At 54.2% G+C, this 26,335-nt stretch carries 29 protein-coding genes; 17 read left to right on the forward strand and 12 right to left on the reverse strand.

Annotation, left to right across the window (positions count from 1 at the left end; all coding sequences use genetic code 11):
- Positions 1-15: 15 nt before the first annotated feature.
- From VFO10_RS12740 to VFO10_RS12750, 3 genes are read left to right on the forward strand one after another with little or no spacing between them, the layout of a single operon-like run.
- The gene (locus VFO10_RS12740; RefSeq protein WP_325140670.1) at positions 16-708 is read left to right on the forward strand and encodes a hypothetical protein; all 693 of its coding nucleotides are present in this window, start codon (positions 16-18) and stop codon (positions 706-708) included.
- Positions 690-1,520 (forward strand): DUF692 domain-containing protein, encoded by an 831-nt coding sequence (locus tag VFO10_RS12745; RefSeq protein ID WP_325140672.1) that lies wholly within the window; start codon positions 690-692, stop codon positions 1,518-1,520. The genes VFO10_RS12740 and VFO10_RS12745 overlap by 19 nt, the downstream gene beginning before the upstream one ends.
- Positions 1,517-2,296 carry a putative DNA-binding domain-containing protein gene (locus VFO10_RS12750; protein WP_325140674.1) on the forward strand — a complete coding sequence of 260 codons (780 nt, stop codon included), beginning with the start codon at positions 1,517-1,519 and terminating at the stop codon, positions 2,294-2,296. The genes VFO10_RS12745 and VFO10_RS12750 overlap by 4 nt, the downstream gene beginning before the upstream one ends.
- A gap of 59 nt (positions 2,297-2,355) precedes the next feature.
- Here the strand turns inward: VFO10_RS12750 and VFO10_RS12755 are convergent, their stop codons facing one another.
- From VFO10_RS12755 to VFO10_RS12765, 3 genes are read right to left on the reverse strand one after another with little or no spacing between them, the layout of a single operon-like run.
- Positions 2,356-2,718, reverse strand: coding sequence for a hypothetical protein (locus tag VFO10_RS12755; protein ID WP_325140676.1), 363 nt, complete (start codon positions 2,716-2,718; stop codon positions 2,356-2,358).
- Positions 2,715-3,605: a hypothetical protein gene (locus VFO10_RS12760; RefSeq protein ID WP_325140678.1), complete on the reverse strand. Its 891-nt coding sequence runs from the start codon at positions 3,603-3,605 to the stop codon at positions 2,715-2,717. The genes VFO10_RS12755 and VFO10_RS12760 overlap by 4 nt, the downstream gene beginning before the upstream one ends.
- Positions 3,592-4,059 (reverse strand): hypothetical protein, encoded by a 468-nt coding sequence (locus VFO10_RS12765; protein WP_325140680.1) that lies wholly within the window; start codon positions 4,057-4,059, stop codon positions 3,592-3,594. The genes VFO10_RS12760 and VFO10_RS12765 overlap by 14 nt, the downstream gene beginning before the upstream one ends.
- Before the next feature lie 97 nt (positions 4,060-4,156).
- Here VFO10_RS12765 and VFO10_RS12770 point away from each other — a divergent pair, with 97 nt between their 5' ends.
- The 5 genes from VFO10_RS12770 (at position 4,157) to VFO10_RS12790 (ending at position 9,126) form a co-directional block, all read left to right on the forward strand.
- Positions 4,157-4,666, forward strand: a complete 510-nt coding sequence (locus VFO10_RS12770; protein ID WP_325140682.1) for a response regulator transcription factor — start codon at positions 4,157-4,159, stop codon at positions 4,664-4,666.
- A gap of 156 nt (positions 4,667-4,822) precedes the next feature.
- Positions 4,823-5,155 carry a hypothetical protein gene (locus VFO10_RS12775; RefSeq protein WP_325140684.1) on the forward strand — a complete coding sequence of 111 codons (333 nt, stop codon included), beginning with the start codon at positions 4,823-4,825 and terminating at the stop codon, positions 5,153-5,155.
- A 59-nt stretch (positions 5,156-5,214) separates the two neighbouring features.
- Complete coding sequence (locus tag VFO10_RS12780) at positions 5,215-6,708, forward strand: hypothetical protein (RefSeq protein ID WP_325140685.1); 1,494 nt, start codon at positions 5,215-5,217, stop codon at positions 6,706-6,708.
- Positions 6,709-6,816: 108 nt separating this feature from the next.
- Complete coding sequence (locus tag VFO10_RS12785; protein WP_325140687.1) at positions 6,817-8,787, forward strand: hypothetical protein; 1,971 nt, start codon at positions 6,817-6,819, stop codon at positions 8,785-8,787.
- Positions 8,788-8,808: 21 nt separating this feature from the next.
- The gene (locus VFO10_RS12790) at positions 8,809-9,126 is read left to right on the forward strand and encodes a hypothetical protein (protein WP_325140689.1); all 318 of its coding nucleotides are present in this window, start codon (positions 8,809-8,811) and stop codon (positions 9,124-9,126) included.
- Here the strand turns inward: VFO10_RS12790 and VFO10_RS12795 are convergent.
- Positions 9,123-10,130 carry a diguanylate cyclase domain-containing protein gene (locus tag VFO10_RS12795; RefSeq protein ID WP_325140691.1) on the reverse strand — a complete coding sequence of 336 codons (1,008 nt, stop codon included), beginning with the start codon at positions 10,128-10,130 and terminating at the stop codon, positions 9,123-9,125. The two genes, VFO10_RS12790 and VFO10_RS12795, sit on opposite strands and share 4 nt — an antisense overlap.
- 160 nt (positions 10,131-10,290) lie before the next feature.
- Between VFO10_RS12795 and VFO10_RS12800 the strand changes: the two genes are divergently transcribed.
- The 4 genes from VFO10_RS12800 (at position 10,291) to VFO10_RS12815 (ending at position 13,869) form a co-directional block, all read left to right on the forward strand.
- Positions 10,291-11,004 (forward strand): ABC transporter ATP-binding protein, encoded by a 714-nt coding sequence (locus tag VFO10_RS12800; protein ID WP_325140693.1) that lies wholly within the window; start codon positions 10,291-10,293, stop codon positions 11,002-11,004.
- 25 nt (positions 11,005-11,029) lie between these two features.
- Positions 11,030-11,179 (forward strand): hypothetical protein, encoded by a 150-nt coding sequence (locus VFO10_RS31430; RefSeq protein ID WP_414697028.1) that lies wholly within the window; start codon positions 11,030-11,032, stop codon positions 11,177-11,179.
- 1,500 nt (positions 11,180-12,679) lie between these two features.
- Entirely contained in the window at positions 12,680-13,648 is a 969-nt protein-coding gene (locus tag VFO10_RS12810; protein WP_325140697.1) for a glycosyltransferase family 9 protein, read from the forward strand.
- Between the two features lie 11 nt (positions 13,649-13,659).
- Positions 13,660-13,869, forward strand: coding sequence for a DUF2905 domain-containing protein (locus VFO10_RS12815; protein WP_325140698.1), 210 nt, complete (start codon positions 13,660-13,662; stop codon positions 13,867-13,869).
- Here the strand turns inward: VFO10_RS12815 and VFO10_RS12820 are convergent.
- Both VFO10_RS12820 and VFO10_RS12825 read right to left on the reverse strand, forming a co-directional pair.
- The gene (locus tag VFO10_RS12820; protein ID WP_325140701.1) at positions 13,866-14,504 is read right to left on the reverse strand and encodes a helix-turn-helix domain-containing protein; all 639 of its coding nucleotides are present in this window, start codon (positions 14,502-14,504) and stop codon (positions 13,866-13,868) included. The genes VFO10_RS12815 and VFO10_RS12820 overlap by 4 nt on opposite strands.
- Positions 14,505-14,630: 126 nt before the next feature.
- On the reverse strand, positions 14,631-16,514 hold the full coding sequence (locus VFO10_RS12825; protein ID WP_325140703.1) for a 7TM diverse intracellular signaling domain-containing protein: 1,884 nt from the start codon (positions 16,512-16,514) through the stop codon (positions 14,631-14,633).
- A 281-nt stretch (positions 16,515-16,795) separates the two neighbouring features.
- On the opposite strand from VFO10_RS12825, the gene VFO10_RS12830 reads away from it, so the two are divergent.
- Entirely contained in the window at positions 16,796-17,581 is a 786-nt protein-coding gene (locus VFO10_RS12830; RefSeq protein ID WP_325140705.1) for a metallophosphoesterase family protein, read from the forward strand.
- Complete coding sequence (locus VFO10_RS12835) at positions 17,578-18,150, forward strand: hypothetical protein (protein ID WP_325140707.1); 573 nt, start codon at positions 17,578-17,580, stop codon at positions 18,148-18,150. The genes VFO10_RS12830 and VFO10_RS12835 overlap by 4 nt, the downstream gene beginning before the upstream one ends.
- Positions 18,151-18,244: 94 nt before the next feature.
- Here VFO10_RS12835 and VFO10_RS12840 read toward each other — a convergent pair whose 3' ends face one another.
- A complete protein-coding gene (locus VFO10_RS12840) occupies positions 18,245-18,583 on the reverse strand; it encodes a hypothetical protein (protein ID WP_325140710.1) in 339 nt (112 codons plus the stop codon).
- A gap of 116 nt (positions 18,584-18,699) precedes the next feature.
- Between VFO10_RS12840 and VFO10_RS12845 the strand changes: the two genes are divergently transcribed.
- Entirely contained in the window at positions 18,700-19,539 is an 840-nt protein-coding gene (locus VFO10_RS12845; protein ID WP_325140713.1) for an endonuclease/exonuclease/phosphatase family protein, read from the forward strand.
- 15 nt (positions 19,540-19,554) lie between these two features.
- Positions 19,555-19,713 carry a helix-turn-helix domain-containing protein gene (locus tag VFO10_RS31435; RefSeq protein WP_414697027.1) on the forward strand — a complete coding sequence of 53 codons (159 nt, stop codon included), beginning with the start codon at positions 19,555-19,557 and terminating at the stop codon, positions 19,711-19,713.
- 424 nt (positions 19,714-20,137) lie between these two features.
- On the opposite strand, the gene VFO10_RS12850 is transcribed toward VFO10_RS31435, so the two are convergent.
- Together VFO10_RS12850 and VFO10_RS12855 are read right to left on the reverse strand one after the other, a co-directional pair.
- Positions 20,138-20,485, reverse strand: a complete 348-nt coding sequence (locus VFO10_RS12850; protein ID WP_325140715.1) for a hypothetical protein — start codon at positions 20,483-20,485, stop codon at positions 20,138-20,140.
- Between the two features lie 31 nt (positions 20,486-20,516).
- Positions 20,517-21,266, reverse strand: coding sequence for a hypothetical protein (locus tag VFO10_RS12855; RefSeq protein WP_325140717.1), 750 nt, complete (start codon positions 21,264-21,266; stop codon positions 20,517-20,519).
- 300 nt (positions 21,267-21,566) lie between these two features.
- Here VFO10_RS12855 and VFO10_RS12860 point away from each other — a divergent pair, with 300 nt between their 5' ends.
- Positions 21,567-21,896, forward strand: a complete 330-nt coding sequence (locus VFO10_RS12860) for a rhodanese-like domain-containing protein (RefSeq protein WP_325140718.1) — start codon at positions 21,567-21,569, stop codon at positions 21,894-21,896.
- Between the two features lie 331 nt (positions 21,897-22,227).
- On the opposite strand, the gene VFO10_RS12865 is transcribed toward VFO10_RS12860, so the two are convergent.
- The 3 genes from VFO10_RS12865 to VFO10_RS12875 form a co-directional block, all read right to left on the reverse strand.
- A complete protein-coding gene (locus VFO10_RS12865; RefSeq protein ID WP_325140720.1) occupies positions 22,228-23,019 on the reverse strand; it encodes a hypothetical protein in 792 nt (263 codons plus the stop codon).
- A gap of 200 nt (positions 23,020-23,219) precedes the next feature.
- Complete coding sequence (locus tag VFO10_RS12870; RefSeq protein WP_325140722.1) at positions 23,220-24,233, reverse strand: hypothetical protein; 1,014 nt, start codon at positions 24,231-24,233, stop codon at positions 23,220-23,222.
- A gap of 7 nt (positions 24,234-24,240) precedes the next feature.
- Positions 24,241-25,533 carry a WD40 repeat domain-containing protein gene (locus VFO10_RS12875; RefSeq protein WP_325140724.1) on the reverse strand — a complete coding sequence of 431 codons (1,293 nt, stop codon included), beginning with the start codon at positions 25,531-25,533 and terminating at the stop codon, positions 24,241-24,243.
- Between the last annotated feature and the right edge of the window lie 802 nt (positions 25,534-26,335).

The raw sequence follows: 26,335 nt of genomic DNA on the forward strand, positions 1-26,335 counted from the left end.
CGGAAAGGTACTGTCATGTCCTACGAAGGGAATGATTCCCGCATCGCTTTGCCTCTTTTCACAGCGGCCCTCGCCGGGCTCCTTGGCACAGGCTGCGGCAGCAAGGAAAAAGAAAAAATCGTCGAGGTTTCTGCGCCTCTGGCCGGGACTGTGACATCCACCAGCGTGGAAAAATCGCTGACGCTGGCCTCCTTCACCACGCTCTGTGAGACGCGCGGTGGTGTGGTCCAGACCCACGCAAGCTGTGCAGGAGCCAATACCTGTGCCGGGGTTTCCTTTCACACGGGATCCGGGAAATTGAGCGAGCATACCTGCAAAGGCGCCAACAGCTGCGGGGGGATGAGCTGCGTGGTCCTTCCTGATGATCGCGGCCTTACGGGGGCGCAGATGCTGGAAGGCAGCCCGGAAGCATCCATGGATGATTCGCAGCCTCAGTGCAGCTTCTGCCACGGTGAAGGCAAGACATCCTTCGTGCTGCCCATCGCGCCCGGTGCGGATGCAGCCGCTGCGATCGCGGCCTTTAACGCCAAGTCCGATGCGGCCCTGATCGGTGCGATTGCCTTTGGCATTCATGGCGTCAAGGATGGGACGGCGTATGCGAACATGCCAGGCTTTTATAAAATATATTCCCTGGCCGAGATGAAAAGGCTTGTGACGCATCTGAGGTCCTTGCCGCTGGAAACCAAAGAATGGCGAGCCACGCCGTGAAAAGGATTCCACGGGATGGTCTGGGAGTCGGTCTGCGCCCGGCGCTTATGATGGGCGAGGGGGACTTTCGTCCGCCGATTGATTACTTCGAGATCATCAGTGAAAACTTCATGGGTCCGGCTCTGCTTCCGCAGAAGAATCTGCAAAGGGCGGGGGAGCATTATCCCCTGGTGATGCATGGCGTGAGCCTGAATCTTCTGGGGCATGAACCCTTGAACATGCGGTACCTCGATGAGCTGGCGGCCCTTGCCGCAGGGATTGATGCGCCTTTTGTCAGTGATCATCTTTGCTGGACGGGCGCGCACGGCCTGTCTCATCATGATCTACTGCCAACACCTTATACCGAGGACCTGATCGCCTATGCCGCCGAGCGTGCGGCTTTTGTGCAGAAGCATCTGGGGCGGCCTTTCGCTTTGGAGAATGTGTCGAGCTATGTGCAGTTTGCAGCCAGTACTTTAAGCGAATGGGAATTCTATCGCGCGGTGGTGGATGAAGCCGGCGTCTCGTTCATGCTGGATATCAATAACATCTATGTATCGAGTCAGAATCATGAATTCGATCCGCGGATTTATCTTCAGCATATACCCTTTGAAAGGGTGGTTCAGGTGCATCTGGCGGGACATGATCGCATGACGGATGGAGCGATCATAGATACCCATGATCGGGCCGTCGCGGACGAGGTCTGGGCACTTTATCGGGAGGCCTGGATCATGGGTGGACCTTTTCCCACACTTTTGGAATGGGATGACCGGATACCGGAATGGCCCGTGCTTGTGCAGGAGATTCAAAAAGCCCGCGAGGTGCGGGCATGAAGCAGCCGCCGGCCTGGCTTTCTGCGTTTCAGGGGCTTTTTTCCGAGGTGCTGCGAACGCCCTTGGATCATTCCCGTGGGACTTTGGAATCGCGTCTGCCTTCAGGCTGGAGAGGGCTTGAGGTCCAAGCGCGTTCGTATAGATCGGCGGAAGCCGGCGTTTCTGATTATCATCGGCAGTACTGGTTTCGCCTTCTGACGGTGCTGCAAAAGGATTTTCCTGTGACGGCGCGCCTTATGGGGCTTTGGAATTTTAACCTTTGGGCTCTGCGTTACCTGCTCGAAGTCCCGCCCACGGGACATGATCTGGGAAAGATCCGGGAGTCTTTCGCAGGTTTTTTGAAGGATCAGGAGCTTTCCTTGATGCTCGTGCAGGCCGCGCAGCTGGATGATGCGCGAGCGGCGCTGCTGATGGCTCCTGATTATAAGCCGTGGAACGGGCAGAACGAAGATCATGCGCATCCGGAACGCATCCGCCTGAAGGCGGCCCCTCATTGGCGAATCCTTCAGGAGGATTGGGCTTTGGTCGTCTGGGACGCGGGCGAAAAGATGCCGCAGAAACATGAAAGGTCCCAGGTCTGGCTCATACAAAAGGATGCCAAGGGTTTTACGTACCGTACGCTGCATCCGTTTCAGGCGCGGCTCTATGAACTTCTGACGGAAAATCCGATGGTGGAAGCTATTGGGAAACTGGAAAAGGAAGCGAAACCGGAGGCTGCGCAGGTTCAGAAATGGATGGCGTTGAGCGTGCAGTGGGGACTCTGGGCTTCGGAGTAAAAAGCAGCGAAGTTTTCCCATAAGAAGACTTCGCCGCCAATTGCTGAGTGCACTATCCCTTATGGCTTGGGAAGTTCGCGAAGAGATTTTTCAAAAGGCAGATTGCGAACACCAAAGGCGTTGGCAATGGAATCGTCCTGGTCCAGAAAGCAGGTGGCCGAGGCCGCGCGATCTTTCAGATAGGTGCTGATGACTTTCTCGGCCTTGGCTTTTTCATCGGCTGCCGCGACGAAGACGGTATCCGCGATGCGATCAGCCGTGATGAAGCGGGAGCAGCTCGCGCACCAGGACGCGAAGAAGACGACGCGGGTGGCGGAAGCGGGCAGCGCGCTTTGAAATTCCTTGAACGTCACAGCGCGGCATTCCGCGGCTTCTGCGGCTCCTGAGAATAAGATGGTTAAAAGCAGAAGGGCTGTTTTCATAAGGTCCTCATCCAGGCCAGGGTATAGGAGCGCGCGATGCTGGCATTTTTATTCGAGCCAAAGGCGGCTTTTTTGCTGAAGGTGAAGCGGAAATTATCATCTTCGACCCGCAGGGTTTCCAGCGTCAGGAAAAGATCATGGGATCTTTTGTCCGAGGGAATGGGCGAGGCTTCGCCATCGAGTTTGATGCCGCCTCGTTTTTCCTGCACCGCGCCGCCGATGATTTTAAAAGACTCCATGGGTTTGGCGCCGACCGTGCCGATCCATTTTTGGGTGGATCCCATCTGCAGGCGACCGCTGCGGGTGTCCTCTTCCCAGGGCCTTGATATGAGAAAGCTGCCGCCGAAGAGCACGGGCAGCATTCCAAACCAGACGTCGGCGCCGGCGAAGGTTTCATCGTAACCGGCCCCGAAGGAATCGAGGTTATAAAGCTCCTCGGAATCCTGAAGGCTCCGGGTGGTTTGAAAACGATGGGAAAGAACGAACTGCACCTGGGGAATCCAGGGCTCGGTCACATCCTGGAGCCAGGCCGTCCAGCGAAGATTGGCCGTCGTATCGGTGAGGCCGGTTTTGCGGCGGTCGCCTTTGCGATTTTCACCGATGCCGCTGTCGAGGCTGACGAAGAGACCCGAAGTCAGACGATGCGCATAGGCCAGTTCGAGTTTGGTTTTTTGATCGGGTCCATAGTCCTTGCGAATGCGGCCGCGCTCATCGACGTTTTGAAAACCGTCGGCAAGGCCAAGGCCGAAATAAAACTTGCCGCGTTCCAGGGGATTCAGGATCACGGGATCCGCCGCGCCGCTGCCGCAGGACGAGCAGGCCCAGGAGCGGGAGGCGGTCAAGGCTCCTGCGCAGGCGATCGTGAAAAGGATCTTATTCCACTTCATGGTCGATACTCACGCGGACGTGATCCGCCACACCGTTGGCCTCGACATCGAGGTCAACCACCCAGGAGCCGGCTGAGCCGCCCATGGAAAAAAAGATGCGGCTCACTGTCCAGTGGCCTGGTTCTTTTTGCTCGATCACCATGTCTTTTTCCTTGATGGAAGGATGCCCCATGGTGGCCATGTAAAGATGGAAGCGAAGCAGACGGCTGCTCGCAAGCGGCTGACCGTCGGGAGTCAGAAGGTGGACCTCGGCGCTGTTATCGAACGACTGCGAAACGGGAGGATTGTTCCAAACGATCTTCGCCGCGAAAAGATTCTGATCGCTGGGAAGAAAGCCGGACATCGGCGATTGATCCGCAGAGGGAACGGGACCGGGATTGTCATCGCTGCTTGGACTGCCTGAACCGCAGGAAAAAGCGGTCGCGATAAGAAGGCTCAAGAGGACTGGTTTCATGCCATCTCCTTTCGAAACGTGGCTCTCTGGATATAAAGGAAAATGAAGGAAGGACCAATGCAGCGAATTGTTGCAGGTCAGGAGGCACAGGGCCGACATGAATAAGCTTCTCATTCTCGAAGATGATGACCTGCTGCGGGAAATCCTGCGCGAATCGTTTCGTGAGCGCGGCTATGCCGTCGAGGATTATCCGGGACTCAAGGCCATGACAGCACCCGATGATTTCGTGCCGACGCATGCGATCATTGATCTGAAAATGCAGGGTGAAAGCGGTCTGGATGCGCTCGCTTCACTCAAAGAGAAATATCCCGATTGCCGGATGATTATCCTGACGGGATATGGAAGCATAGCCACGGCTGTGCAGGCTATCAAGCTGGGCGCGATGAATTATATCTGTAAACCTGCGACGTTGGATGAAATCGAGTGCGCGTTTCGCGAGACGGCGATGCCGGCTTGGGATGCGGTGGAACGTCCCCGGCTTCATGAACACGAACGCGAATATATTGAAAAAGTTTTGCAGGATGTCGCGGGCAATGTCTCGCGTGCGGCGCGCGTGCTCGGCATTCATCGGCAGAGCCTCCAGCGAAAACTGCGCAAATATACTTGAAGGATATCCCGCAGGAAAAGCCTCACTGTGCAGGATTTGGTCCCCCCTCTTCCTGGGGCATGCCGCTAAGTTTGCGGGATTCATTGCCCTTATCGGCCGCCTTCCATGGCGCGAGTCTTGCTTTTATTTCATCAGTCTAAAAAAATGGAGAGGCTTATGCAGCACAAAGATACCGCTGTCTGCGGACAGGCACAGGAGTCTTTAGAACAAAACGTGTGCGCACGCTGTGATCGCCGTCGGCTTTGTGGACACCTGGCCGAGGCCATGGCGATCCTGAAGACGCAGCCTTCGGTGCTGGTGGATCTGCATCAGGTGCGGGCGCGCAATGCCCTACAGAAGCGCCTCGATTCCTATGAATACGCCTATCCTATCAGTCTGGAATTTTGTCAATTTTCGCGGATAAGCGCCAACGAAGCCAGGCAGATCCTCTTTCGTGCCCGCGATCTGAGCGTGGCCTGGACGGAAATGGGGGCGCTGGAAACACCGTGATCCGGTTTATCCTGTTATCATGGAGACTGATGATCATCGCGGTCGGGATGGAGTGATGGATGATGGGCAGGCACTATTTTTTAATATTGGGAATGATCCTGGGCACCGCAGGCTGCGTTCGCGGCGCGAAAAAAAATGAGGCTCAGGAGAGCAGCGTCGGTCGCTGGTATGCCGTCGAGCGGGATGTGCCGCCACTGGAGTTGAAATATCACAGCGTGCTGGCGCCTTTTCCCAAAGGCGAGGAGATGCGCCAGCGGCTCTGCTTTGGCTTTGATGCGCAGCGCGCCCAGGACTTTGATAAGGTTCGGCAGGCTTTCTGCCAGGCCGAACCGCCTAAAATTACGAGTCTGCGTGAGCTGCAGGCCGCACTTGGATTGGCGATTCCCGATGCGACTCCCGCGGGCCGTGACTCCAACGGCAAGCCCGGAGTTACGCCGGGATGGGCTTTGACAGGCCATTCCACCTCGCTCGTGGCGCGCTTCGTATCACCGATCAACCCGCGGGTTCTGCTCTTCACAGCCCCGAAGGATGCCGCGACGCCGATCCCGGACTTCGTGGTCCTTGGTTTTGTACGCGGAGATCAATTCGTGGAGCTGATCGCGCGGGAACCCAGGTCGGGTCAGTTGAATTTTTTCCTTGTTGAGTTCACGCAGGCCTGCAATCAAGGCGGTCATTGCTCAACGGGGCATCTTCAGTCTTCGGCTATAGAAAGCAACTGGACCTCGCTGACTGTGTATGAAGACAGTCTGCTTGCGAACACGGTCTTTGACTGCACGCATTGCCATCAACCGGAAGGGCCGAATTCCAAAAAGATCCTGCGTCTTCAGGAAAACGAGCAGCCGTGGTCGCATTTTTTCCGCGATGATACCAAAGGCCAGGAGCTTATCCAGATCTTCAAAGATTTCCACGGACCGGATGAAGGCGTCGGCGGAATTCCCCCGCAGCTGGTCGCATCCTCGGATCCTGAAAAACTCGTGTGGCTCCTGAAAGCCAATGGCTTTGGTGAGCAGCCCAATAGTTTTTCCGCGGGCGCGATCGAAGCGGAAGTGGCTGCGAAAAAGGGCCCCGGTCCGATCTGGAACGCCGGCTGGGAAAAATTCTTGAAGGGTGAGACGATTGCCTTCCCCTCGTTTGCGAATTCCATTCTGAATGACAGTAAATTACCGGATATCAAAGGCAAATGGCAGGCGGCCAGGAGCAAGGGGAGCTGGGATGAAGCCCCCGATCTGCGCGAGGCCCTGGATGATCGTCTGGCTCCGAGTTATGGAGCGAGGGCCCCATTGAATGCGACCGGCCCCGAGCTGGTGGCGCTTGCCTGTCAGCGCTGTCATAATGAGAAACTGGATAGCAATCTCGGCAAGTCCCTTTTCCGCGCCGATCAGAAGGCCAAGGATCGGAGTGCGTTCAATACTAAAAACGCCATAGACCGTCTGGAAATTCTGCGCAAGGATCCCTCCAATCCTTTGGCCATGCCTCCGCGACTTTTCATGGATCTGACGTCCGAAGAAATTGACCTGATCATCCTGGAGCTCAAAGCCGGACGTGAGCTTTAAAAGTCCATAACCCCTGGGTATTCTTTCTTGCACATTCCTGTTAAGGTGAAGGCCACGCATCGGGATACCGATGCGTCTCCGCATTTTTAACGTAAAAGGATGTTCACGATGCTGTTCCGTTCCTCATGGCCCGCAATTTTCACGGGGCTCCTGGCATTCTCCTGCACGTCGGTGCCCAAGGACAGCCGCAAGGCTGAAACCTCTTCCTATACCGGACTGGATCGCAAGGAATTCAATCGGCTCGCCGTGCGCCTGAATCTGCCTTTGCTTTGGGATAATGATGCCAATAACAATGGGGCCGTAGATCCCGCTGAAGTGCGGACGCTGCGCTTTTACCCGACTCAGCCGGCATGGACGGACGGCGGAAGTTTCACGCCCGCCTTTGTCAAAGCCTTTGCCGACATCAAGGCCCTGGCTGCGCGGGGACCCGCCTCAGATGAGCGTTTGCGCCTGATCGAAGAGGATCTGGACAAGGGTTTGCCGACTGTTATTGACAACGATTTGACGAAGCTCAATGCCAGTGAGAAAGCTTTCGCTGCCAGCATGCTGAAGCTTGCCGAAAAGATTGATGCCCTTTATGCGAGGCAGGCCGGGCTCGATGCCGTCCGGGGCCTCGTGCCCAAGGATGAAGCGAGCAGCCAGAGTCTATTCCGCCGTAACTGGGGACCGAGGTGCCGCTCGCCGCAGCTGGAAAATGAGCCCAAGTGCACAGCGATCCCCGGCATGACCGAAGTTCCTGTCGATATTTATCCCGCCGCTCTGCAAAAAAGCGCCGACTTCTGTCTGAACCTGGAAAAAGACCCGAAAAATGTGGACCTGATGAGTCCCTTCACAGTCGTTCGTGAAGAGAAGGGGCAGCTGACGGCCGTGCCTTACACCAAGGCCTATCAGGACCTCATGAGCGATATCGCGAAGGATCTGGAAGCCGCCGCAGGCCTTCTGGACGAGAATGAAGCCGCTTTGAAGAAATACGTGCTGGCGGCGGCCGGAAGTTTTCGCAGCAACGATTGGGTGCCGGCGGATGAAGCCTGGTCACGGATGTCGGCGACCAATTCACGCTTCTATCTTAGGGTCGGTCCGGATGAAACCTACTGGGAACCCTGTTCGCGCAAGGCCGGCTTTCATATGACCTTTGCCCTGATCAACAAGGATTCCCTGAAGTGGCAGGAGACGCTGACGCCCGGACTGCAGTCGATGGAAGAGGACATCGCCAAACTCATTGGAGCCCCTTATAAGGCCCGCAAGGTTTCCTTTCATCTGCCTGACTTCATCGATATCATCGTCAATGCCGGTGATGATCGCGACGCCTTCGGCTTGACCGTGGGCCAAAGTCTGCCGAACTGGGGACCGGTTGCCAATGAAGGCCGGGGCCGCACGGTCGCGATGAGCAATGTGTACTTGGATACGGACAGCAAACTGATGCTGCGGCAGCGGGCGGAGTCGCTCTTCGCGAAGGAGGACCTCGTGAACCTGACCGATGACAAGCAGGTCAGCATCATCAATACTATCCTGCATGAGATCAATCATAACCTTGGACCCTCGCATGAGTATGCGTATCGGGGCAAGCGCGATGGCGAACTCTTTGGCGGTCAGCTGGCGTCGATGCTGGAAGAACTGAAGGCGCAGACCAGCGGACTTTATTTCATTGATGCCCTGCATCAAAAAGGTTTTATCAACGATCAAACCGCTCGCGGACTTTATATGGACAGCGTGCTCTGGGCCTTCGGTCATATCTCGCAGGGGATGTGGACGGCGCGGAAGGAGCGCAAGGCTTACAGTCAGCTGGCGGCGATCCAGCTTGGGCTGCTTTTGAAAGAGAAAGCCGTGACCTTCAATCCTGATGGTGTGGCCGCCAATGGCAAGGATAAGGGCACCTTCCATATTGATTTTGCGAAGATGCATCCGACCCTTGTGAAGATGGCCCGGGACATCGGTCGAGTCAAGGCGAAGGGCGATAAGAAAAAAGCCGAGGAATGGACCCGCGACTACGTGGATGGCAATGCGAAGCTCCGGGATCTCATTACGGAACGCTACCTCCGTTATCCGAAACAAAGTTTTGTTTACGCCGTTGAAATCTGAGCTGTTGGAAGGAGTATGCCCATGGATCTACTGAACGCTATCATCGACACCACCAAGCAGATCGCCGGAGACGCCATTGCGCAAAAGGCCGGCGCCCACACCGAGCAAAGCGCGGACACGGTCTTTGAAGTCTTTCTTCACTGGTTCAATGCCATGGAAGAGGAGCATAAGGCGGAGTTCATCACCATCATCAAATCGGTAGCCGGTTCCCTTTCGGGAAAAGGCGAGAGCATTGAAAACATCTGGGGGCAATTCAAGGATAACGAAATGGTGCGGCAATGGATAGGAAGCTTGTCCCAGCAGCTCGTCAAGCGCCTGACCCAGGAGTTTTTGTCTTAAGCCGTCTTATCCTGCGACTGGTCCCGCGCGATCTGGAATTGATCGCGCCCCTGCTGCTTCGCGACGTAAAGCGCGGCATCAGAAAGGGACAGGAGCATTTCCGTGCTCATCTTGGTGACCGAGGGCTCGGTTGAGGCCACGCCCATGCTCAGGGTCACGAAGGGACTGACCTGCGACGCGGAATGTTCGATGCCCAGCTCGCGGATGGCTGAGCGGATGTTATTGCAAATGTTGGCAGCCTGCAGTGCGGTGGTGTGGGGAAGAACGATGGCAAATTCCTCGCCCCCGTAACGTGCGACAAGGTCACCTGGACGTTTCAGGGCGGATTTTACCGCTTGCGCCACTTTCTGCAGGCAGTGATCACCGCGCTGATGGCCATAGGTGTCGTTATACTGTTTGAAATAGTCGATGTCGCAGAGTATCAAAGCCAGATTCCCACCATTGCGGAACGCCCGCTTCCACTCCTGCTCTAAACTTTCATCAAAGCAGCGACGATTCGGAATCGCCGTCAGGCTGTCCAGTAAAGACATCTTCGCCAGGATTTGATTCAGATCAGAAAGCTGATGCGTGGCCTCCAGGAGTTCCTTCTCGCGGGCTTTTCGACGATCTATCTCATGCTTGAGTCGCAAGCAGGAGCGGACGCGAGCCCGGAGTTCGAATTCCTCGATCGGCTTGCTGACGAAATCCGTCGCGCCAAACGCAAAGGCCAGGGGCATTTTTTCGGCCCGCGAACCATCGGAGGTCGCGAGGATCGGAATATCCTGATAGAAAAGCATACTGCGGATGCGATCGACGAATTGCGCAAAGGCATCGCCATGGGAGATGTCGATGACGATCAGCTCAAGGCCGAAGATGGTGCGCAGGGCTTGCTCGCCAAGACCCAGAACATCCTGGGCTTCTTCCAGGCTGGCACAGAGTATGGTCTGATTGTATCCCCAACGGCCGAGCATCGCGGCACACTGTTCCAGTTCATGGCGGTTCGGATCAATGACAACAATCGACATTGCAAAACTCCCTCTGACACCGAGCTAATCCATAAGATCGGCAGGACCTTGCGGCAACTCAAGTCAGGCGTCCAAGTGGGTAAAAGTCCTCGCAGAGACTGGAAACTTTCGTAAAGTCATGGCAGTTTGCCAGAAGTCCCAAAGTGTCCCTGGAGGCCCTGTGCTGATCTGTGAGCAATTATCCAAAGATTACGGTGGCTTCCAGGCCGTCAAAAAATTGACGCTGAAGGTGGAGCGCGGAGAAATTTTCGGTTTTCTCGGCCTCAACGGCGCTGGCAAGACCAGCACGATCAAGATGCTGATGGGCCTTTTAGTTCCTTCCTCCGGTCATGCCACGATTGACGGGCTTGATACGCAGCGCGATCATGTGGCTGTCAAAAGTCGCGTCGGTTATCTGCCGGATCATCCGCATTTTCTGGATTATCTGCGCGGACGCGAACTCCTGACCTTCGTCGGCGAGATGCATGGGCTGCCTCCGCTCGAAGCGGAGCATCGGGCCCGCTATTGGCTGCGGCATTTAGGTTTGGAGGATGCGCAGGAGGACTTTGCCAGCAATTATTCCACGGGTATGAAAAAGCGTTTGGGACTTGCCTGCGCTCTGATTCGTGAGCCCAAGCTTCTGATCCTGGATGAACCCACCAATGGATTGGATCCTCGATCCGCGGTTCATGTCAGGGATTTGATCCTGGATTTCGCGGCCAGTGGACGCACGGTTTTGCTGTCGACGCATCTTTTGGATTTGGCGGAACGCATCTGTCATCGACTCGGTGTTCTGCATCACGGTCAGCTGGTGGCGGTGGGAACGCGGGATGAACTCGCGCCGGATGGAAGTCTGGAAGATAAATTCTTATCCCTGACAGCGGATCGACCATGAGCTGGCGCCGCATGTTCATCATACTCTGGCGGATGCAGATGCAGCGTGCGATCCATCGTATGGCCGCCTGGCCGTATCCTGGAGGCGTGCTGGGGGGCCTGCTGCTTTTGATGTTGATACTCACAGGCCTTGGTCTTGTGCTGGCGAGTTCCCTCGATCGGCTTTTGAATCCTGACGTCATGCGCGAGGCTTTGCAGAAGGCCACGGGGCTGACGTTTGATCTTTTGCGTTACACCCGCTATGAGGATGTGCCGGATCAGAGCGCGCGGCTTATGCTGATCTTTTTGCAGGGAACATGGCTCAGTGCGCTTTTCTTAAAATGGGGTCACTGGCAAAGTCTGGAGCACGATGCGGAATGGGAGTGGTTTGCGGATAAACCCTGGCCGCCTCTGACTCTCTTTGTGCAGCGCTGCCTGATCGCGAGTCTTTGGCCGCAGGTTTTTTCGCTGTTTTTGGCCACATTTTTTATCATGCTTGGACTGCGAAGAGGATACTCACCCCTGCACGCGGGAGCTGTGAGTCTGGCCCTGACACTGATGCTGCAGGCGCTGCTCGCGGCTCCGCGTTTGACCTGGGATCTTTGGTTGAAACAACGCTGGCCCGCCGCGCACGTCCGAACGTTTCGCGGACTCAGCGGGATCGTCGGTGCCGCGCTTTTGGTCATGAGCATTCAGGTCCTGGGACTCGATCAGACCTGGCTTCTCGTCTGGATAGGGGCGCATGGTCATCAGTTGGATCTGACGCCCGCAGGACTTGCCTTGTCAGCTTTGATCGTGAGTGATCAGGAAACGGCTCTGCGTTCCGCCCTTATGCTTGGACTCATGGTCTTCGGCACGCATATCGTTTGCCATGCGGTGGCCGCAAGGCTTTTGCAAAAACCCTGGGTGGGATTTCAGGGCTGGTTCGCCAGGGATCGGCAAACGTCCGTTCGTGGGCCTGGATTTTTGCTCTCGCTCTGGCACAGGCTTCATCCTTTGACGCGTCGGGATTTGATTCTGCTCCGCCGCGATCGGCATTTCATGCTGCAGATGCTGGTGGCGCCTTGGATTTTCGCGCTGCTGCCGCAGAGCCTGCCCCTGATGCCCGCGTCCTGGGTCTGGGCGATGGCCTTTGCTGTGGGAATACTTTTTCTGTGGTCGGCTGTGTTTTCCATACTTCCCATGGAAGGACAGAGTCTTTGGATGATCTTCACCTGGCCCCAGAGCCTCTTGAAATATTTGTGGCGGCGCCTTCAGTTTCAACTGGGTTTGACCGCGGTGTATACGCTTTTGGTATTGGTGCTTGGATTTGGACGTTTGGATTTTCGCGTCTTTGCTTTGGAAATCTGGCGCCTGCCTTATCTGATTCTTGGAATCTTTGCCTTATCCTGGCTCCTGACCGTGTTTGCCGTTCTGAGTTACGCACCCGCATCCCCAGAAGGGCGGCCACGGCTTATTTTGCAGTATGCCGCGCTGATTCCGGCAGGTTCTTACGGCTGGCTTTTTCTGGAGCCCGAGCCTTGGAAAAGTTTCTGTGGCCTTCTGGTTCTGGGTATGACGACAGGCTGGGCTTTGTGGTTCATGCAGCCCAGACTCGTGCGGATTCTGGATCAGCCGCTGGCGCCGAAAAAGAACCTGGCGCGGTCTGGCATTAGACTGTATTTCTTAAAGCTCATTACTCGTTAGATTGGAAACGCATGCGAAAAGTCCTTTTGGTTTGCCTTGATAATCTCGGCGATTTAATTTTCACCTCGGTCCTGGCCGAGGCCCTGCGTCAGGACCCCGATGTGGAACTGTCGCTCTGGTGCAAGGATTATACGGCGCGCATAGGTCACCTTCTTCCGGGCGTGCAGCAGGTTTTCGCAGCGGATCCTTTCTGGGACAAAGCACCAGGTCGCAAAAAAGGGTCACTTCGCATTTTCTTTCGCACCCTCCGCACCATACGAAAAAAACAGTTCGACCTGGCCTTGATTCCCAGCAGCTGCTGGCGGACGGCCTGGTTTTTACAGATGATCGGGATAAGGGAGCGCATCGGACTCAGCGGCGGCAAGAACAGGGTTTTCCTGAGTCGGGTGCTGCCGGCGCCAGCCCTTGATGAGCCAGTCGTCGCTGGACTTTTGCGGGCCTTTCAGCCGGTCCTTCCGCATACTGTTCCGCCGGTGACGCGGCTCGATCCCAAGGGTCTGCCGCAGTTTCAATTGCCTTCCGAGCTTCAGAAGCTGCCCTATGTCTGCCTGCATGCCTTCGCTGGACGCCGCGATCGCTGCGCGCCTTTGAAGGTTCTGCAGGGGCTGGCGCGAAGACTGGAAGTCATGGGCTTTGCAGTCCTGTGGATGGGAACGGGCCAGGAGCTTTCGGAACTCCGGCAGAATCCTGAGGCGTCATCGCGCGCGCTCTATGCGGATCGCTGGGCACCCGATCTTTTGAGTGTGGCCTGGCTCATCAGTCGCGCCCGTTTTTTCATCGGTCACGATTCAGGACCCTTGCATGTGGCCGGAGCGCTTGGTATCCCCGTTCTGGGCTTTTATTTGCCGGGTGAGCCGCGTCGCACCATGCCGCAGGGTGCGGGCCCTTCGGTGATGATCGTGCGCGAGCGCGCGCAAGAACTGGATGATCAGGCTGCTGAAGACGGACTGAACGCCTTGCTGGAAAAAATCCAAAGCTAAGGAGGGGGACCATGTCGCGTATCTTGATTTCGATTGGGCTAAGCCTTGTGCTTATGGGTGTGCTCTGGCACTTCGGCAGCCGCCTGGGCCTGGGGCAGCTGCCCGGGGATATTTCCTTTAAAAAGGGCAACACGACCGTTTACTTTCCGGTGGTGACGTCCATCGTACTGAGCATAGTCTTATCGCTGCTCCTCTGGCTCTTCGGAAAATTCCGCGGCTAGTGCATCAGAGGCTGCATGAGCCCGCAGGCATAAACGCGGGCAAAGTCTTGCAGCGTGGCCAGGGTTTCATCCTTGTCCTTGCCCATGATGATATGGGCCATGAAGACCGTTGCGAAACTTTGAAAGCCGATCACAAAGCAGATCTGATGAAGATCGCAGGGAAGGGGCAGCTGGCCTTTTTTCTGCAGAATCTTCAGGCGCTCCATCAGCTGGGGATCCGGGTGATAGGACACATGCTGACGAATTTTATCAAACAGCGTGGGATCGGTGGCCGCTCGGGAGACGATGATACGAATGAAGTCCTTGAAGCGAACGTCCTGCTCCACGCGGCAGTGGAGATAGCTGCAGAATTCCGCCTCCAGCGTCTCGCGGGGCGGGTACGTGAGCCGCATCTCCTTTTTCTCGCTGATATAGCGCACGATAATCGCGAGCAGGAGCCCTTCCTTGCTCTGAAAATACCGGCTGATCAGGGCTTCATTGCTGCCGGCCCTTTGGGCGATCATCTTGGTCGTCGCGCCTTCATAGCCATACTCGGAAAAGACCTCAAGACCGGCCTGCAGCAGGTTTTCCTGAGTGGTTTCGCGGTCCCGTCGCCGGGGCGTTTTATGTTCTGATCGCGTGGCGCTTGCCGTCATCGACTGTTCCGAGTGTGAAATGAATGGAGTATTGGTCCCGATCATACTGATTTGGAAGGATGAAGCAAGCCCTGATACGTGGGCGGGGGCTGGCCAGCTCAGCGTGACCAGGATGGGCCCTGGATCTCAGGCCATGATTTTATAGTAGAGCACGGCGGCACCGGAGTCATCGCGTACGATGGTTTTATGCTGCTGCAGATCGAAGCGATTGAAGCCATCGCGGAGTTCGCGATCCAGACTTTCATAGACGCGTGATTGGAGGATGATGATGCTCGACTCGCGGTTTTCATCCAGAATGTATTTGCGCATGGCTTCATAGCGAGTGGCCAGGATCACCGAGCGGCCGAAGACATCGTATTCCTTCGCGCCTGATTCCGGATAGAATCCGCTGATGCTGTCGAGCGCCATACCTATGCCGCAGCAAATAGGCGATTCCGACTGCAGGACCTTGGCTTCCTCTTTCAGGATTTCATGGAAGCGGTAGGCCAGCCGCAGGGCGTCGTTGGCCTTGCTGCCCGAGATGGTGCGGAAGGGATAGCCGACCGAGCAGAGGAAGCCGTCGCCGACTTCCTTGATGCGATAGGCCGGGGCCTGAAGTTTATCAGCATCGTAGCCTTCCATCATCACCTGCGTGCAGCGCGAGAAGGTGTCGCGCAGGAATTTCTTCACTTTTTCATGCTGAATGCGTGAACTGCCAATGATGTCGAAGCTGATCACAACCGCTTCGGAGTCCGAGGTCGGCATGGTATCTTCCAGGATTTTCCCGCCCTGAATCATCTTCATCTGGTGCGGATAGACGATCTTGGCCAGCTGCGCGTAGCTGTGGTTACGCATCTCCTCTTCATCGCGGATCTTCTGCAGATAGACAAGCTCCCGTGAACCTGCGGCCATGGCCTGCATATAGAGGAAGGCGAGACTTCCATATTGGATGACGTAGAAATCGAAGTTGCCGAGGATGTTGACGAGGATGATATCAATCAGCGAGGCCGTGAAGATGGTGAGGGAGCCATAGAAGATATAGACCGAACCCCAGATGTTCTTTCTGAGGCCTTTGATCGAGATGTAGAAGCAGTAAAGAATCGCGAAAAGGCAGAGGATATGCGCAAGGAAGAGGTAACGGGAGAAGAATTCCACGCTCAAAAAGACCTTGGCATTGACGAGCAGTGAGCAGATGAGCAGGAACATCCCGATGTGCTTCGAGAAGATGGTGCGAAGATAGAGATAGGCGAAGAACACGTAGGCCTGGACCAGAAGATAGAGGCTCCAGTATTCCAGACGGAAACCTGCGGCAAAACCGAGAGGGATGAGTTCTTCAAAGAGTCGGGAGCTGGTCATCGAGAAACGCAGGGCGTTGGTCAGGCCCGTGAAGCCGATGGCCAGACTCAGTGGCTTGCGGTTCACGACATAGCTGAAGACGAAGTAGAGTCCCAGCCCGAGGAGCATGAAGATGACGAGGGAGTCCATGATCAGACGCCGGAAGCGGTCATCGACCACGTCGCGGAAAAGCCCCATTTTCATCGCGTACCAGGTGCCGCCGCGCGAGTGATGGAAGTTGGATATGTGCACGAGGATTTCCATGTCCTCCTGCGCGGGGAAATTGATGATGGCCTGGTCCCGACTCGGAACGCTGCTGCTGCGGTCGGTGCCGAAGGAGCCGGATTCGAAGATTTTCTCGCCATTCAGGAGGACCCGCATGGCCGTCGACTGGAACGGTATGAAAAGGGCCAGAGTCTGGTTTTGCAGAGCACGCGGCAGCTTCAGGCGCAAACGATAGGAGGCGTAGCCCTGGTTATAGTTTTCCCAGGTTTTCGGCCATTTGATGAAGGCCGGTTCGGTCGATTTCTGATTGGGAAGCAGGACGGTATTGGCTGCAAACTCCCATTCCCCTGCCAGTTCCAGGACGGGACGCAGCCTTGGATCCCAAAGCGATAGGTCCAGCTGCCCCTGATGAATAGGCAGCGTATCCCGCTTCACGCAGGACCAGGACGCAAGGAAGAGAAGCAGGATCACCAGAATTTCCGGGAATCGCTTTTTTCCAGCTCGCGATAGGAACAAGCAGGGCAAACCAAATACCTCCGTTTGCTAAGATCGGCAGGGGATAGGCCAGAGTCGATGGGCAATCTTTGCCTTGCGGTTAGCCTAATGTGCACAAATGGCATGCATAACTCCGCATAGGACGGAACGAGGACGAAGAAAATGAAAGCCATCTTCATAAGACTTGCTTCAGCGGGCCGTTGCTTGTAAGTAAATGGTTACATACATGCCAATGTAACGGCATGGAGGAGTAAGATATGAAGATCTCTTCACTTTTGCTTTCCAGCGCCTTGCTCGTGGCCTGTGGAGAGCGCTATTCGCCTTGGGAATCCGATCCCCCTTCGCATTTAAGAAATCTGACAGCCGAGCAGCTGTCGGTCCTGAATTCCCAGCCTGAGCAATCGCTTCCTTTCACCGTGGCTGTCATGGGCGATCCCCAGGGGACTCCCAAGGATCTGCAGCGCGTCGTGGATGCCATCAACCGCCGCGATGATGTGAAGTTCATCCTGGTGCTCGGTGATCTGACCGATTACGGGCTATTGCATGAATACGTGTGGGCGGGTGAGGCCTTGAAGCGCTCACGCGTTCCCTTCCTCACGGTGGTCGGCAATCACGATGCGATTTCGCATGGCAAGACGATTTATCGCGAGATGTTCGGGGCCTATGACTACACCTTCAGCTATGCCGGTCTTAATTTCGTGATGTGGAATAACAACCAGTACGAATTCGGCGAGACGGATTTCACATGGCTCGAGCGTAATACGGATAGCCGCTCGATCGTGGCTTCCCACGTGCCGCCGGTGGTGGACATGCATCGGCAGGAGCAGGTCGATCGCTGGTATGACATCAACCGCCGCGCGGGCATTCTCGCTTCACTTCATGGTCATCGCGGAACGGAAGACGAATTCAGCTGGCATGAAAATGGCATTCCCTATTACGTGGTTCCGAAACTTTCGGGGCGTCGGTACACGCTCGTCACTTTTCATGAAGATCGCAAGGTGACGTTCCAATATTGTCGCGATGATTGTGGAGAACTCCTTTGAAATACCTATCATCATGGCTTCTGGCCTTGCTTCTGCCGGCGTCCTTGAATGCCCAGGAAATTACCGTCTTCAAAAGGGGCACCACCGATAATCCCTGGGTTCCGAGTTCGGCGATTACGCAGCACGCGGCCTATGCGGGTTACCTTGCGGCTGGTTTCGGATATGAGTGGCGTGACACTTGGGCGCTCGATCTTTTGTATGGTTACACTCCGCCCGAGCTGGCGGGTGAGGCCGTGCATTCGTGGACTTTGAAATCGCTCGCGTACCTGTTCTCGGTCGGATCGCGGGACACTTTGCGACTCAGGCCTTACATGGGTTTGTCGGTGAACTACAGTCCCGACAGCGAACTCTTTCTTACGGTGCCTGATCAGTATCCGCCCGGATATTATCCCGCCTCGGCCGTGCGACCCGCGGTGGTCGGTGGCCTTGAGTTTCGCGTGCAAAGTCAGCTCGCGCTAGCGTTTGAATTCGCGGTGCTGGACAGTGAGCTGGCCTACTTGAAGGACTCCCATAACTTCGATCCTGAATACATGGGGAGTTCCGGCCTCTCTGTTCGTTGGCTGCTCTAGCTTTGACGCGCCGAGTCTTGCTCGATTGATCCCAAATCATTACTATAAGCAAAGAAGCGACCGCCTGCCCGGGGCGCGTGGTTTCTTTGCGGCTTTAAAGCAGTGGCATCTTCCTCTGACCCGGACGCCCTTTCGGAAGCGGTGCGGGCGGCGGTGGATTGTGGGACAGGAGAAGTCCCTGAGGGCCCAGCTTGTGACAGAGGTTGTCGATAGCCTGAAAACCATCAGCGCCCTGACCATGACAGGAGATGTAGTGGCCTTCGCTATCGCGTCCACAGAGTTCCACGAACACACCTTTCTGTTCCTGAGTAAAGGAAAGGCGCAGATCCAGGCGACGGTTCCAAAGTTCGGCGCAGGATTCCAGTTTCTGCCTGGCGTAACCATGAAGTCTTGGCGAAGGCGGCATACGGCGAAAAAGGGTGTCGATCATCATGGGAGATACTCCTTTATGATTCGGAAACCGGGATGGCCATCAAAATTCCCCACTATAGAATCGAAGTTTTCGCGCATGCGCAAGACTGGAGTGAAAAATCCCTGACGGAGCCTTGCATGCCTGAAAAATCCAAGAAGAAAATGAAGATCACCAAACCCCGCCGGCCCTATCAGCACGTGCTGCGAAGCCTCAGCAAGGTGGTGAAGATCAATCGTGAGATTGATACCCCGGTATGGCTGTCGGGGAATGCGGAGCACGGCCAATGGGGCTCGTGGCCCTTGCGCTTGACGATATGGAATATGTTCAAGGGTCACGGCGGCGAGCATTTTTACAATGATTTTCGCCTGCTGAGTTTTCAGAGCGACCTTGTGCTTCTGCAGGAGGCCCTGATGTCCCGGCGGTCCCTGACCGAACTGTCGCCGCAGGGCTTCCTGGGCGTTCACGGGGCGTCCTACGAACGCGTGGATCAGCTGCGCGATGGGGTGATGACGCTGGCCCGGATGATGACCGATGAGGCGCCTTTACGGATTCTCTGTAAATACCCCGAGCCGGTCCTGAAGACTCCTAAAGCGGCTTTGGTGACCTGCTATGCCTTGGCCCATTCCACCGAGAAGCTTATGGTCGTCAATATCCACGCGACCCTGATCCGGACCATCAAACGTGCGGTTGAGGAGCTGGATCACCTCATCCATCAGCTGCCCGAGCACAAGGGGCCGATTATCTTCGCCGGGGATTTTAATACGTTTACGCCGAAGTACTTCAAGGCCGTGGCGGGGAAGCTGGAGGAACTGGGGCTGCATTATGTGGCCATCCCCGGGGATCCCCGACGGCCGGTAGATCATTTGGATCAGTTGTTTGTGCGTGGGTTGAATGTTAAGGATGTGTGGGTGGAGACGAGGATTCAATCGTCGGATCATTTTCCGATCCGGGCGGTTTTGGAGTATAAGTCGAAGTGAGAGGATTATTCAGGCTTGTCAACTCTGACTGGAATCCTGTCTGAGAAAATAAAAGCTTATTTGGAAGCGACAGGGGGCAGCCTTGTAAAGTTGGCTGAAGAAATGGGTTTGCCGGCAACGACCTTGCGTCGCTGGGGGAAACAAGATCTTTCCAGAGTTAGTACAAGAGATTAGGTGATTTTCCTTCGCAGGCTTTCCGTCAAGACTATGCCTTCAGGATGCCTGGCAAGGAAAGCGGACTGCAGGGGATTTTGATTCCTGCGGCTGCGAATTAAGGCATCCAGTTCAAAAAGCCCGCTTCACATGAATGACAAGTTCCTGTTCGCCTGGAGCGAAGGGTTTTCGCAGGCACATGAGTGCACCCAGAGCCGTGAATGTCGGTCAGAACCAGATCGGTGTGTCGGGATTGAAGGAATTTGCGGGCGTCATCGAGAGTCTGGACGCCGCTGCTATTGCGAGGGCAAAGCCGTCGTCGTCGAGGATGAGAACAACTGGCTTTTGCGCGAGTGACTTCAAGCGGTGAAATTCACCTGGGTGAGTTGTGGATTCTAAAAAAGGCAAGGAGTGGGCGAATCCAGCTTGCCGTTTTCGTTCGTTATCACTGGGAACGACCGTTGCGCATAACAGCACGGGGATCAACGAGCTCCACTTCGTTATATTGATCACCTGAATTTACACGATAAGTGCGGGTTCCGTTCTCGCCTTTGGCCGAGATAAACTGCCATGAGTCAGCCACATTTCGAAGACGTGCAAAGTCGTCGGGCGGAATTGGATACGCTATGTGGGTGGAGTCGGACGTGCTGCCTTCACGCAAAATTACAATACGTTCCGTGAGTTTTCCCGAAACTGAAACGTACATCCCCGCAAAACCACCTACACTGCCTGCTCCACTAGCGACGTTAGCACTCAAGGCTATAAAGAAAGCAATTCCCACAATACGCTTCATTCGCAGTCCCCTCTCAAGTATATCGTCATAATTACCGGACAAAATCCGTCATTATGGTAAGGTGCATGGGCAAAGGCCCTTCGTTGGACTTGTCAGCCATAATATCGCAAATCTGTCGGCGCGCTTCACGAAGCACACTGATGACTTCAGACATAGCATGGGCATTGAGCCCGGTCATCCGCGTCCAGACCCAGGATTCGGTTGTCCCGAACTCCAGAAGTTGAACGTTTAACTCGGCCTGCCGTTTCAAATCATTTTTGCTCATCACCACAACATCTTCGATGATTGGTATGACAGAGCCATCTGCAAGCACGGCCGCTACCTGCGCGGCGACGAACTCATCGAGTATTGTCATTCCATCTGCACCAAACTTTTTTAGAACACCTTCCTGCGTAATGCCAGCCAAAATCCAGGCATAGAGACGGTAATGGTGCACAGACTGAAACATACAGCGAAGTATATTGGATTCTTTTTTGATTTCGGTCTTTTTCTGTTCCAGCTCCTCGGCCGGGTCTTTATGGGAGCTTCTCGAAAACTCAACCATAAACTCAGGGAAAAAATCGCTGAGTATCCCGGTGGCCTCATCTGGAGCTACATGGGTAAGAATAAGGAAGGAATCATAGAACGAGCAGCTGCCGTCATCACCGCCTTCACTCAGGCGGCGGAGGGTGCTCAGACGAACGTCAATCGTTTCTGACAATTGCTCAAGCGAAGTCCCTGTCGTTTGCAGGTACCCCGTGATTTTTTCTTGCAGTATCTGTATCAGCGCTATTGAGGGCATCGTCCCGAATCCTGGTCGCAAGACTTTAAAAATCGAACAATATGCGGTTAAATTGCGACGGAGTGCGCGAAAACGCAAGTGAGACTTGCGTATATACAGGGGTTTCGCGGAATTTGTGATTCTGTCTGAAGAGCCGGTCTGGATTTGGAGAACGAAATTTTCCACGATGAATCATTTTTGAGTATGCTAGGCCTAATTGACATAAAATACATAAATTTCACCGCTTTCCGGGTTAAAACCTATCAGTATGATTAGGAAAGTCAGCATGTCGATTCGACAAGAAAGCGAGAATAAAAATCCATGAGCCACTACAAAGAAACAACCGCCGACACGGTTTACGAAGAATATCAAAAATTCGGTTCCGTCCACCTCATCGACGTTCGGGAGCCTGGGGAATTTGCCGAACTCCGCACGCCCATCAGCCGGAATCTGCCGCTCAGTGAAATCGAAGCCTCAGAAGTCTGTGAGAGCCTCCAGATCCCAAAAGGCGAGCCCATCTACTTGATCTGCGGCTCCGGGAAACGCTCGGCGCGCGCGTGCGAGATCCTCGCGAGGCAGGGGTACCTCAGGCTTTACAACGTGAGCGGTGGAATGCTGGCCTGGAAGCAGGGGCTTTTGCCGACGGTGTGATAGGAAAAAAAATTGCGGATAGCGCAGGCTATCCGCAATAACGAGGGAGAGGGGTTCGCGGAGAAGGGAAGAGGGGACTTGCCTTCTCGCGGCGAACAGGAACTGGAGTGCTACTGAAAAACAGCAGGACTCACATCCACAGGAGTATCTCGCCTTCGTCACCTTGCGTCTGATGCATCGCTCATCGTTTCAACTCTCCAGGTGCGTGTGGTCAAGGTTCTCGCTTCCCTTGTGCAATCCGAGGTCCAAAAGAAAGCGCAATCATTTCAAAGCGGACCCTGTTGGCAATCCTTACGTCAGGGCATTTTTGTCGAGTTCCTGGACACGCCCATCAAAAATTAAGCGAGAGTCCAAACTGCCAGGCCTTGAATGTCGGCTTGGAATTGGCCTGAAATGTTTTCACGCCCGCGGCATCCGTCAGGGTCAGATCATAGGTGCGATTCACAGAGCGCACCGCTTCCGCGGAAAAGCCCAGGATGCCCCAATCGAATTGCGTCCCAAGGCCGGCTTCACCACCACTTTGCTTCACATCAACAGCAAATGACGGCGAGCTTTGCGTATCACCCACCTTGGTCGGTGCGGTGATCGAGGCCTGCGAACGGCTCGCCAGAATCTGCGAATAAAAGCCGTAGATCCTGACGATTCCAAAGCGCGGACCGAGCTGCACGGTTCCCAGAAATTCCTGGGGTGCGATGGGCACGGTCTCGTTATTGATTTTCAGACGACTGTCATCAGTATGATAGGTCGCGCCCAGCGAAAGAAACGTAAAGGGATGAACGAGGGCGCGCAATTCAAATGAATTTTTAGTTTCAATCAGATCGGTGAATTGACCTTCGGTTATGATCTGACGGTTTTCATCCGTCTGCACCATCGGGGCATCGAGTTGAAAGACCCGGTGACCTGTGATGAGCGCAAACGATAGCCAATCGCGATCTTCACGAGATGGAGGAGCTGGGCGAGACCTCGTGTTCTCATTAACCCAGGACACGTCGGCGACGCTGCCGTCCCACATGCTGAGGTCCTCGCTACGACTGGGGACCGGGCGTTTTTTCACAGTTTTTTTGGGAGCTGCCACAAGGGGGGCAGCCAAAGACCAGACGAGCAGCAGCAAGAGGTATCGCATTTTTCACTCCACGGGAACAGCTTCCACGTGGGGCTCCTTCCAAGTCCTGGGCCAGATGCAAGTATCTGATATCAATACACCTCTGCTGTCAGATGCTGGGCGAGCTGTAAAAGAATTACATAGGAGGGGATCGACATGGTGTCACGCACAGCCTCTTGTAGTTTGCCTGGGCTGTCTATTTTATGATCCTTTTCGGAGGTTTAAATCTTGCATTGTTCGCGAACCGACGTGGCGAACTCCCGGCAGAGCTGAGTCCTTATATCGTTAAAGTCTAGCGTCCAGCCTCGAACAGTGCCATCGATGGAAAACGAATAAATACCGGGATGTCCAGGGCGTTTGAAAAGTCCCATCACAAAGTCAGAATGCTTAGCAAAAGTTAGGTCTTCTTTCATGTCCGTGATGGACCATACTTTTATTTTGCTATCGAATGATGAAGATACGAGTATCTGCTCGTCGTAGAAAAGAAGATCTGTGATTTCATCTTCATGACCACGCAGAATCTGAGGAGTGGAAGTGATCTTCTCTCGGTCGAAGATCTGCACTTCGAAGCGGGTGGGATCCGAAAGAGCGACCATGCGCCCGCTTTCACTAACGGAAAGCATGTTGTATGAACCCTTAAAAGACAGGCTTTCTCCAACTTTTACAAGGTTCTGAAGATCCCAAAACTGAACCTCGTTATTGGTGAGAATTGCAATTTTGCGGCCCGCTTCATAGATAGCAAATCCTTTGGCTGATTCAAATGCAGCAGGTGTAGGTAATTCTGTCCGTGTCGACCATTTCCAAAGCTTGATATCTCCTCCAGCAGTTAGGAACGTGTCTTCATCAATGAAAGTGATTCTGTGCACCATTTGCTTTTGCTGAGGGAGAAAGGTGGTCAGGCCCGACTTCACATCAATAATTGCGATTTGTCCTGCCTTACTGCATGAACTGCAATCCATTGTCCTGGTACCCACTATGAGGCTATTTTCATCCGGACTGAATGTGATACTGGAGGGAATCTGTTTCGCATCAGGGAGTAAGTATGACTGTAGACTCACTGCCCGATTGATATCATAGATTTGAATGATTCCAAGATCGGTCGCCAAGGCCAGTTTAGTTCCATCAGCATTCGGTGCAGCCGCCGCAATCCACGACTTTTCGAGAGTAGCGGGATCTTTTATCGCTGTGATGACTGGGGCTCCGTTCGACGGCGTTTTTCCCCAAAGACTTAGCATGACGCGATCAGACGCAAGCGCCAAGCGTCTGCATGATGCTGAGAGGGCCCTGTAGTTCAGTCCAGTCTGATGTACTTAGGACCCGATACTGAGTCCCATCAGTAGCAGCAACAAAAGAACTATCCTTTGGAAATACAAAACCACCAAAGTTTTGCAGAACAGCCAGAGGTGGTCCTTCTTTTTGGCGGGTGATGAGATCCCATAGCTGTGGGGGAGCAAGGTCGGGGCCGAATGCCCAAGCCAGCAATGACTTGCCATTGGGCATGATGTGAACGTCGACTGATGCAAAAGTCTCCGTAGGGAATGCCAGGATAGGTTTTCCTTTCAACGTTTTGGACTCCAAGTCCCAGAACGTGATTTGACCGTCCAAAGTCGAGGCAATTAGGGTTTTAGAGTCTAACGACCGAAGCGAAGTAATACTCGGCGACTTTGTATTCCCTGAGACCAAAAGATCGTTCGCAGTAACCGTAGAGCTAGGACCCTGTGTCCAATCCATAAACTTCAGTGCACCAGATTCCATTCCAAACACGAGCTGATTGTTCTCTGGTAAGAACTCGATAGATCTAGCCTTTTCATCTTGAAAGCGAAAAGGTGGCATCAAACCTTTGCCCTGATCAAGATCCCAAATATTCATCCACCCTTTAAAGTCCGCAGTCAGTAGCTGTTTTCCCTTGGCGTCAAACACAAGTGTTTCGATTCTTGCCTCGTGCTTGGGCAGATTGCCCTCGATCGATAGGCTATTATCCGCATCGACGCGTCTTACGCTGCCATCTTTAAAACCCAGGGCTATTTGACGACCATCTGGGCTTAACTTCATCGCTATAGGTTGATTACCCAACGGCAGTCGCCAAAGTTCAATAAACATAGGAAGCTTTGAACTGATGGCTGGAACTGCCCTGCGCAGGATTCTATCAGCCTGTGCCTTTTCGAAATCGGTTGTCAGAACTTCATCCCTGACATTAAAAGCAGTGAGTATCTGTTGCACCAATCTCATTCCTCCTTGAGAACGCGACACTGCTCCCGTAATGATGTCCTGGTCGAGGAGGGATTCGAGTGAGCGAAGCTCCTCCCCATGATAGTAAAGCAAAGGAAAATCCAGCCACTCCGAGTGATTGCCTGCCTGATCTATCGCACGATACCTGACAATCCAAAATCCCTCGTTGGATGAGGTGACTTGCGCCTGGAGATCACGTGTGACAAAAGGTGAGTTGCAAATCTGTCTGGACCCTTGATTGGACATTTCCTGTTCAAGCTCGGCGAGCGTAGAAAATGTTTCTGCGCAATATTCGATTGATTGCAAACTCCTCGCGTGTCAAGCAGACTTTCAATGCTCACCTTACTATTAACTCTTCTTTCATTTACGCAATCAGCGGCGAGACTTTGCTCTAAAGCGGGAGCCAATGTCAATTCACCTTCAGAACGATCAATCTTCGCTACCCACGGTTTTCCGATCGCCTTAACCAGAAGCCGATCCTTGTGCTGGATCTGAATGCATCCTTTCGATGAAATGGGCGTTTCTGTGAGCTGAAGGCGGCTGTCGAGAGAGAAGATCTGAATTTCATCGGCATGAAGCTGACGGCCGTCTGGGTCTACGACTGTTAAATATTGCCCGCGTCCATCAGGCAGCGGACCACAAATAAGAGTTTCTCGGCTGATATCACTGGATAGGTTACTGCAAGCCCCTAGGAAAGGGACAGCTAAGAGACATAAGAGTGCTATCGCCCGAAACATGGATATGTACTCCAGATTTTTATCTGCTAGCTCACCGCCAAAGAGGTCGATGTAGCTGACCAAAATATACTAGATATGACTGTCTGGCAAAGTCTCTGTGGAGCTGAATGGCAAAAAACGTTTTCCGACACAAGCTGCTAAAATTATTTGATGTTTGTCGTAAAAAAATCGCTCGAACGATGATTAAAGCGTAACCCTCACGATATGCTTCTGTGCCAGCTGACGCTTTTTATGTCATGCTTTTTCTGAACTCGTATGAAATCGGTTAGGTTTGTGTGATATTTCGAGGCCCCTGCATGGCCTTGTACATGGCGATCATTTTCTGCTGGAACTCCGCCTCCCGAGCCAGTAGCCAGTATTCCCGACGGATC

The sequence above is a fragment of the Oligoflexus sp. genome (assembly GCF_035712445.1).
Lineage (GTDB): Bacteria > Bdellovibrionota_B > Oligoflexia > Oligoflexales > Oligoflexaceae > Oligoflexus.

Coding starts and splice junctions, on each gene's coding strand:
- VFO10_RS12740 (WP_325140670.1), top strand. CDS start 16: ATGTCCTACGAAGGGAATGATTCCCGCATCGCTTTGCCTCTTTTCACA.
- VFO10_RS12745 (WP_325140672.1), top strand. CDS start 690: ATGGCGAGCCACGCCGTGAAAAGGATTCCACGGGATGGTCTGGGAGTC.
- VFO10_RS12750 (WP_325140674.1), top strand. CDS start 1,517: ATGAAGCAGCCGCCGGCCTGGCTTTCTGCGTTTCAGGGGCTTTTTTCC.
- VFO10_RS12755 (WP_325140676.1), bottom strand. CDS start 2,718: ATGAAAACAGCCCTTCTGCTTTTAACCATCTTATTCTCAGGAGCCGCA.
- VFO10_RS12760 (WP_325140678.1), bottom strand. CDS start 3,605: ATGAAGTGGAATAAGATCCTTTTCACGATCGCCTGCGCAGGAGCCTTG.
- VFO10_RS12765 (WP_325140680.1), bottom strand. CDS start 4,059: ATGAAACCAGTCCTCTTGAGCCTTCTTATCGCGACCGCTTTTTCCTGC.
- VFO10_RS12770 (WP_325140682.1), top strand. CDS start 4,157: ATGAATAAGCTTCTCATTCTCGAAGATGATGACCTGCTGCGGGAAATC.
- VFO10_RS12775 (WP_325140684.1), top strand. CDS start 4,823: ATGCAGCACAAAGATACCGCTGTCTGCGGACAGGCACAGGAGTCTTTA.
- VFO10_RS12780 (WP_325140685.1), top strand. CDS start 5,215: ATGATGGGCAGGCACTATTTTTTAATATTGGGAATGATCCTGGGCACC.
- VFO10_RS12785 (WP_325140687.1), top strand. CDS start 6,817: ATGCTGTTCCGTTCCTCATGGCCCGCAATTTTCACGGGGCTCCTGGCA.
- VFO10_RS12790 (WP_325140689.1), top strand. CDS start 8,809: ATGGATCTACTGAACGCTATCATCGACACCACCAAGCAGATCGCCGGA.
- VFO10_RS12795 (WP_325140691.1), bottom strand. CDS start 10,130: ATGTCGATTGTTGTCATTGATCCGAACCGCCATGAACTGGAACAGTGT.
- VFO10_RS12810 (WP_325140697.1), top strand. CDS start 12,680: ATGCGAAAAGTCCTTTTGGTTTGCCTTGATAATCTCGGCGATTTAATT.
- VFO10_RS12815 (WP_325140698.1), top strand. CDS start 13,660: ATGTCGCGTATCTTGATTTCGATTGGGCTAAGCCTTGTGCTTATGGGT.
- VFO10_RS12820 (WP_325140701.1), bottom strand. CDS start 14,504: ATGACGGCAAGCGCCACGCGATCAGAACATAAAACGCCCCGGCGACGG.
- VFO10_RS12830 (WP_325140705.1), top strand. CDS start 16,796: ATGAAGATCTCTTCACTTTTGCTTTCCAGCGCCTTGCTCGTGGCCTGT.
- VFO10_RS12840 (WP_325140710.1), bottom strand. CDS start 18,583: ATGATGATCGACACCCTTTTTCGCCGTATGCCGCCTTCGCCAAGACTT.
- VFO10_RS12845 (WP_325140713.1), top strand. CDS start 18,700: ATGCCTGAAAAATCCAAGAAGAAAATGAAGATCACCAAACCCCGCCGG.
- VFO10_RS12850 (WP_325140715.1), bottom strand. CDS start 20,485: ATGAAGCGTATTGTGGGAATTGCTTTCTTTATAGCCTTGAGTGCTAAC.
- VFO10_RS12855 (WP_325140717.1), bottom strand. CDS start 21,266: ATGCCCTCAATAGCGCTGATACAGATACTGCAAGAAAAAATCACGGGG.
- VFO10_RS12860 (WP_325140718.1), top strand. CDS start 21,567: ATGAGCCACTACAAAGAAACAACCGCCGACACGGTTTACGAAGAATAT.
- VFO10_RS12865 (WP_325140720.1), bottom strand. CDS start 23,019: ATGCGATACCTCTTGCTGCTGCTCGTCTGGTCTTTGGCTGCCCCCCTT.
- VFO10_RS12870 (WP_325140722.1), bottom strand. CDS start 24,233: ATGCTAAGTCTTTGGGGAAAAACGCCGTCGAACGGAGCCCCAGTCATC.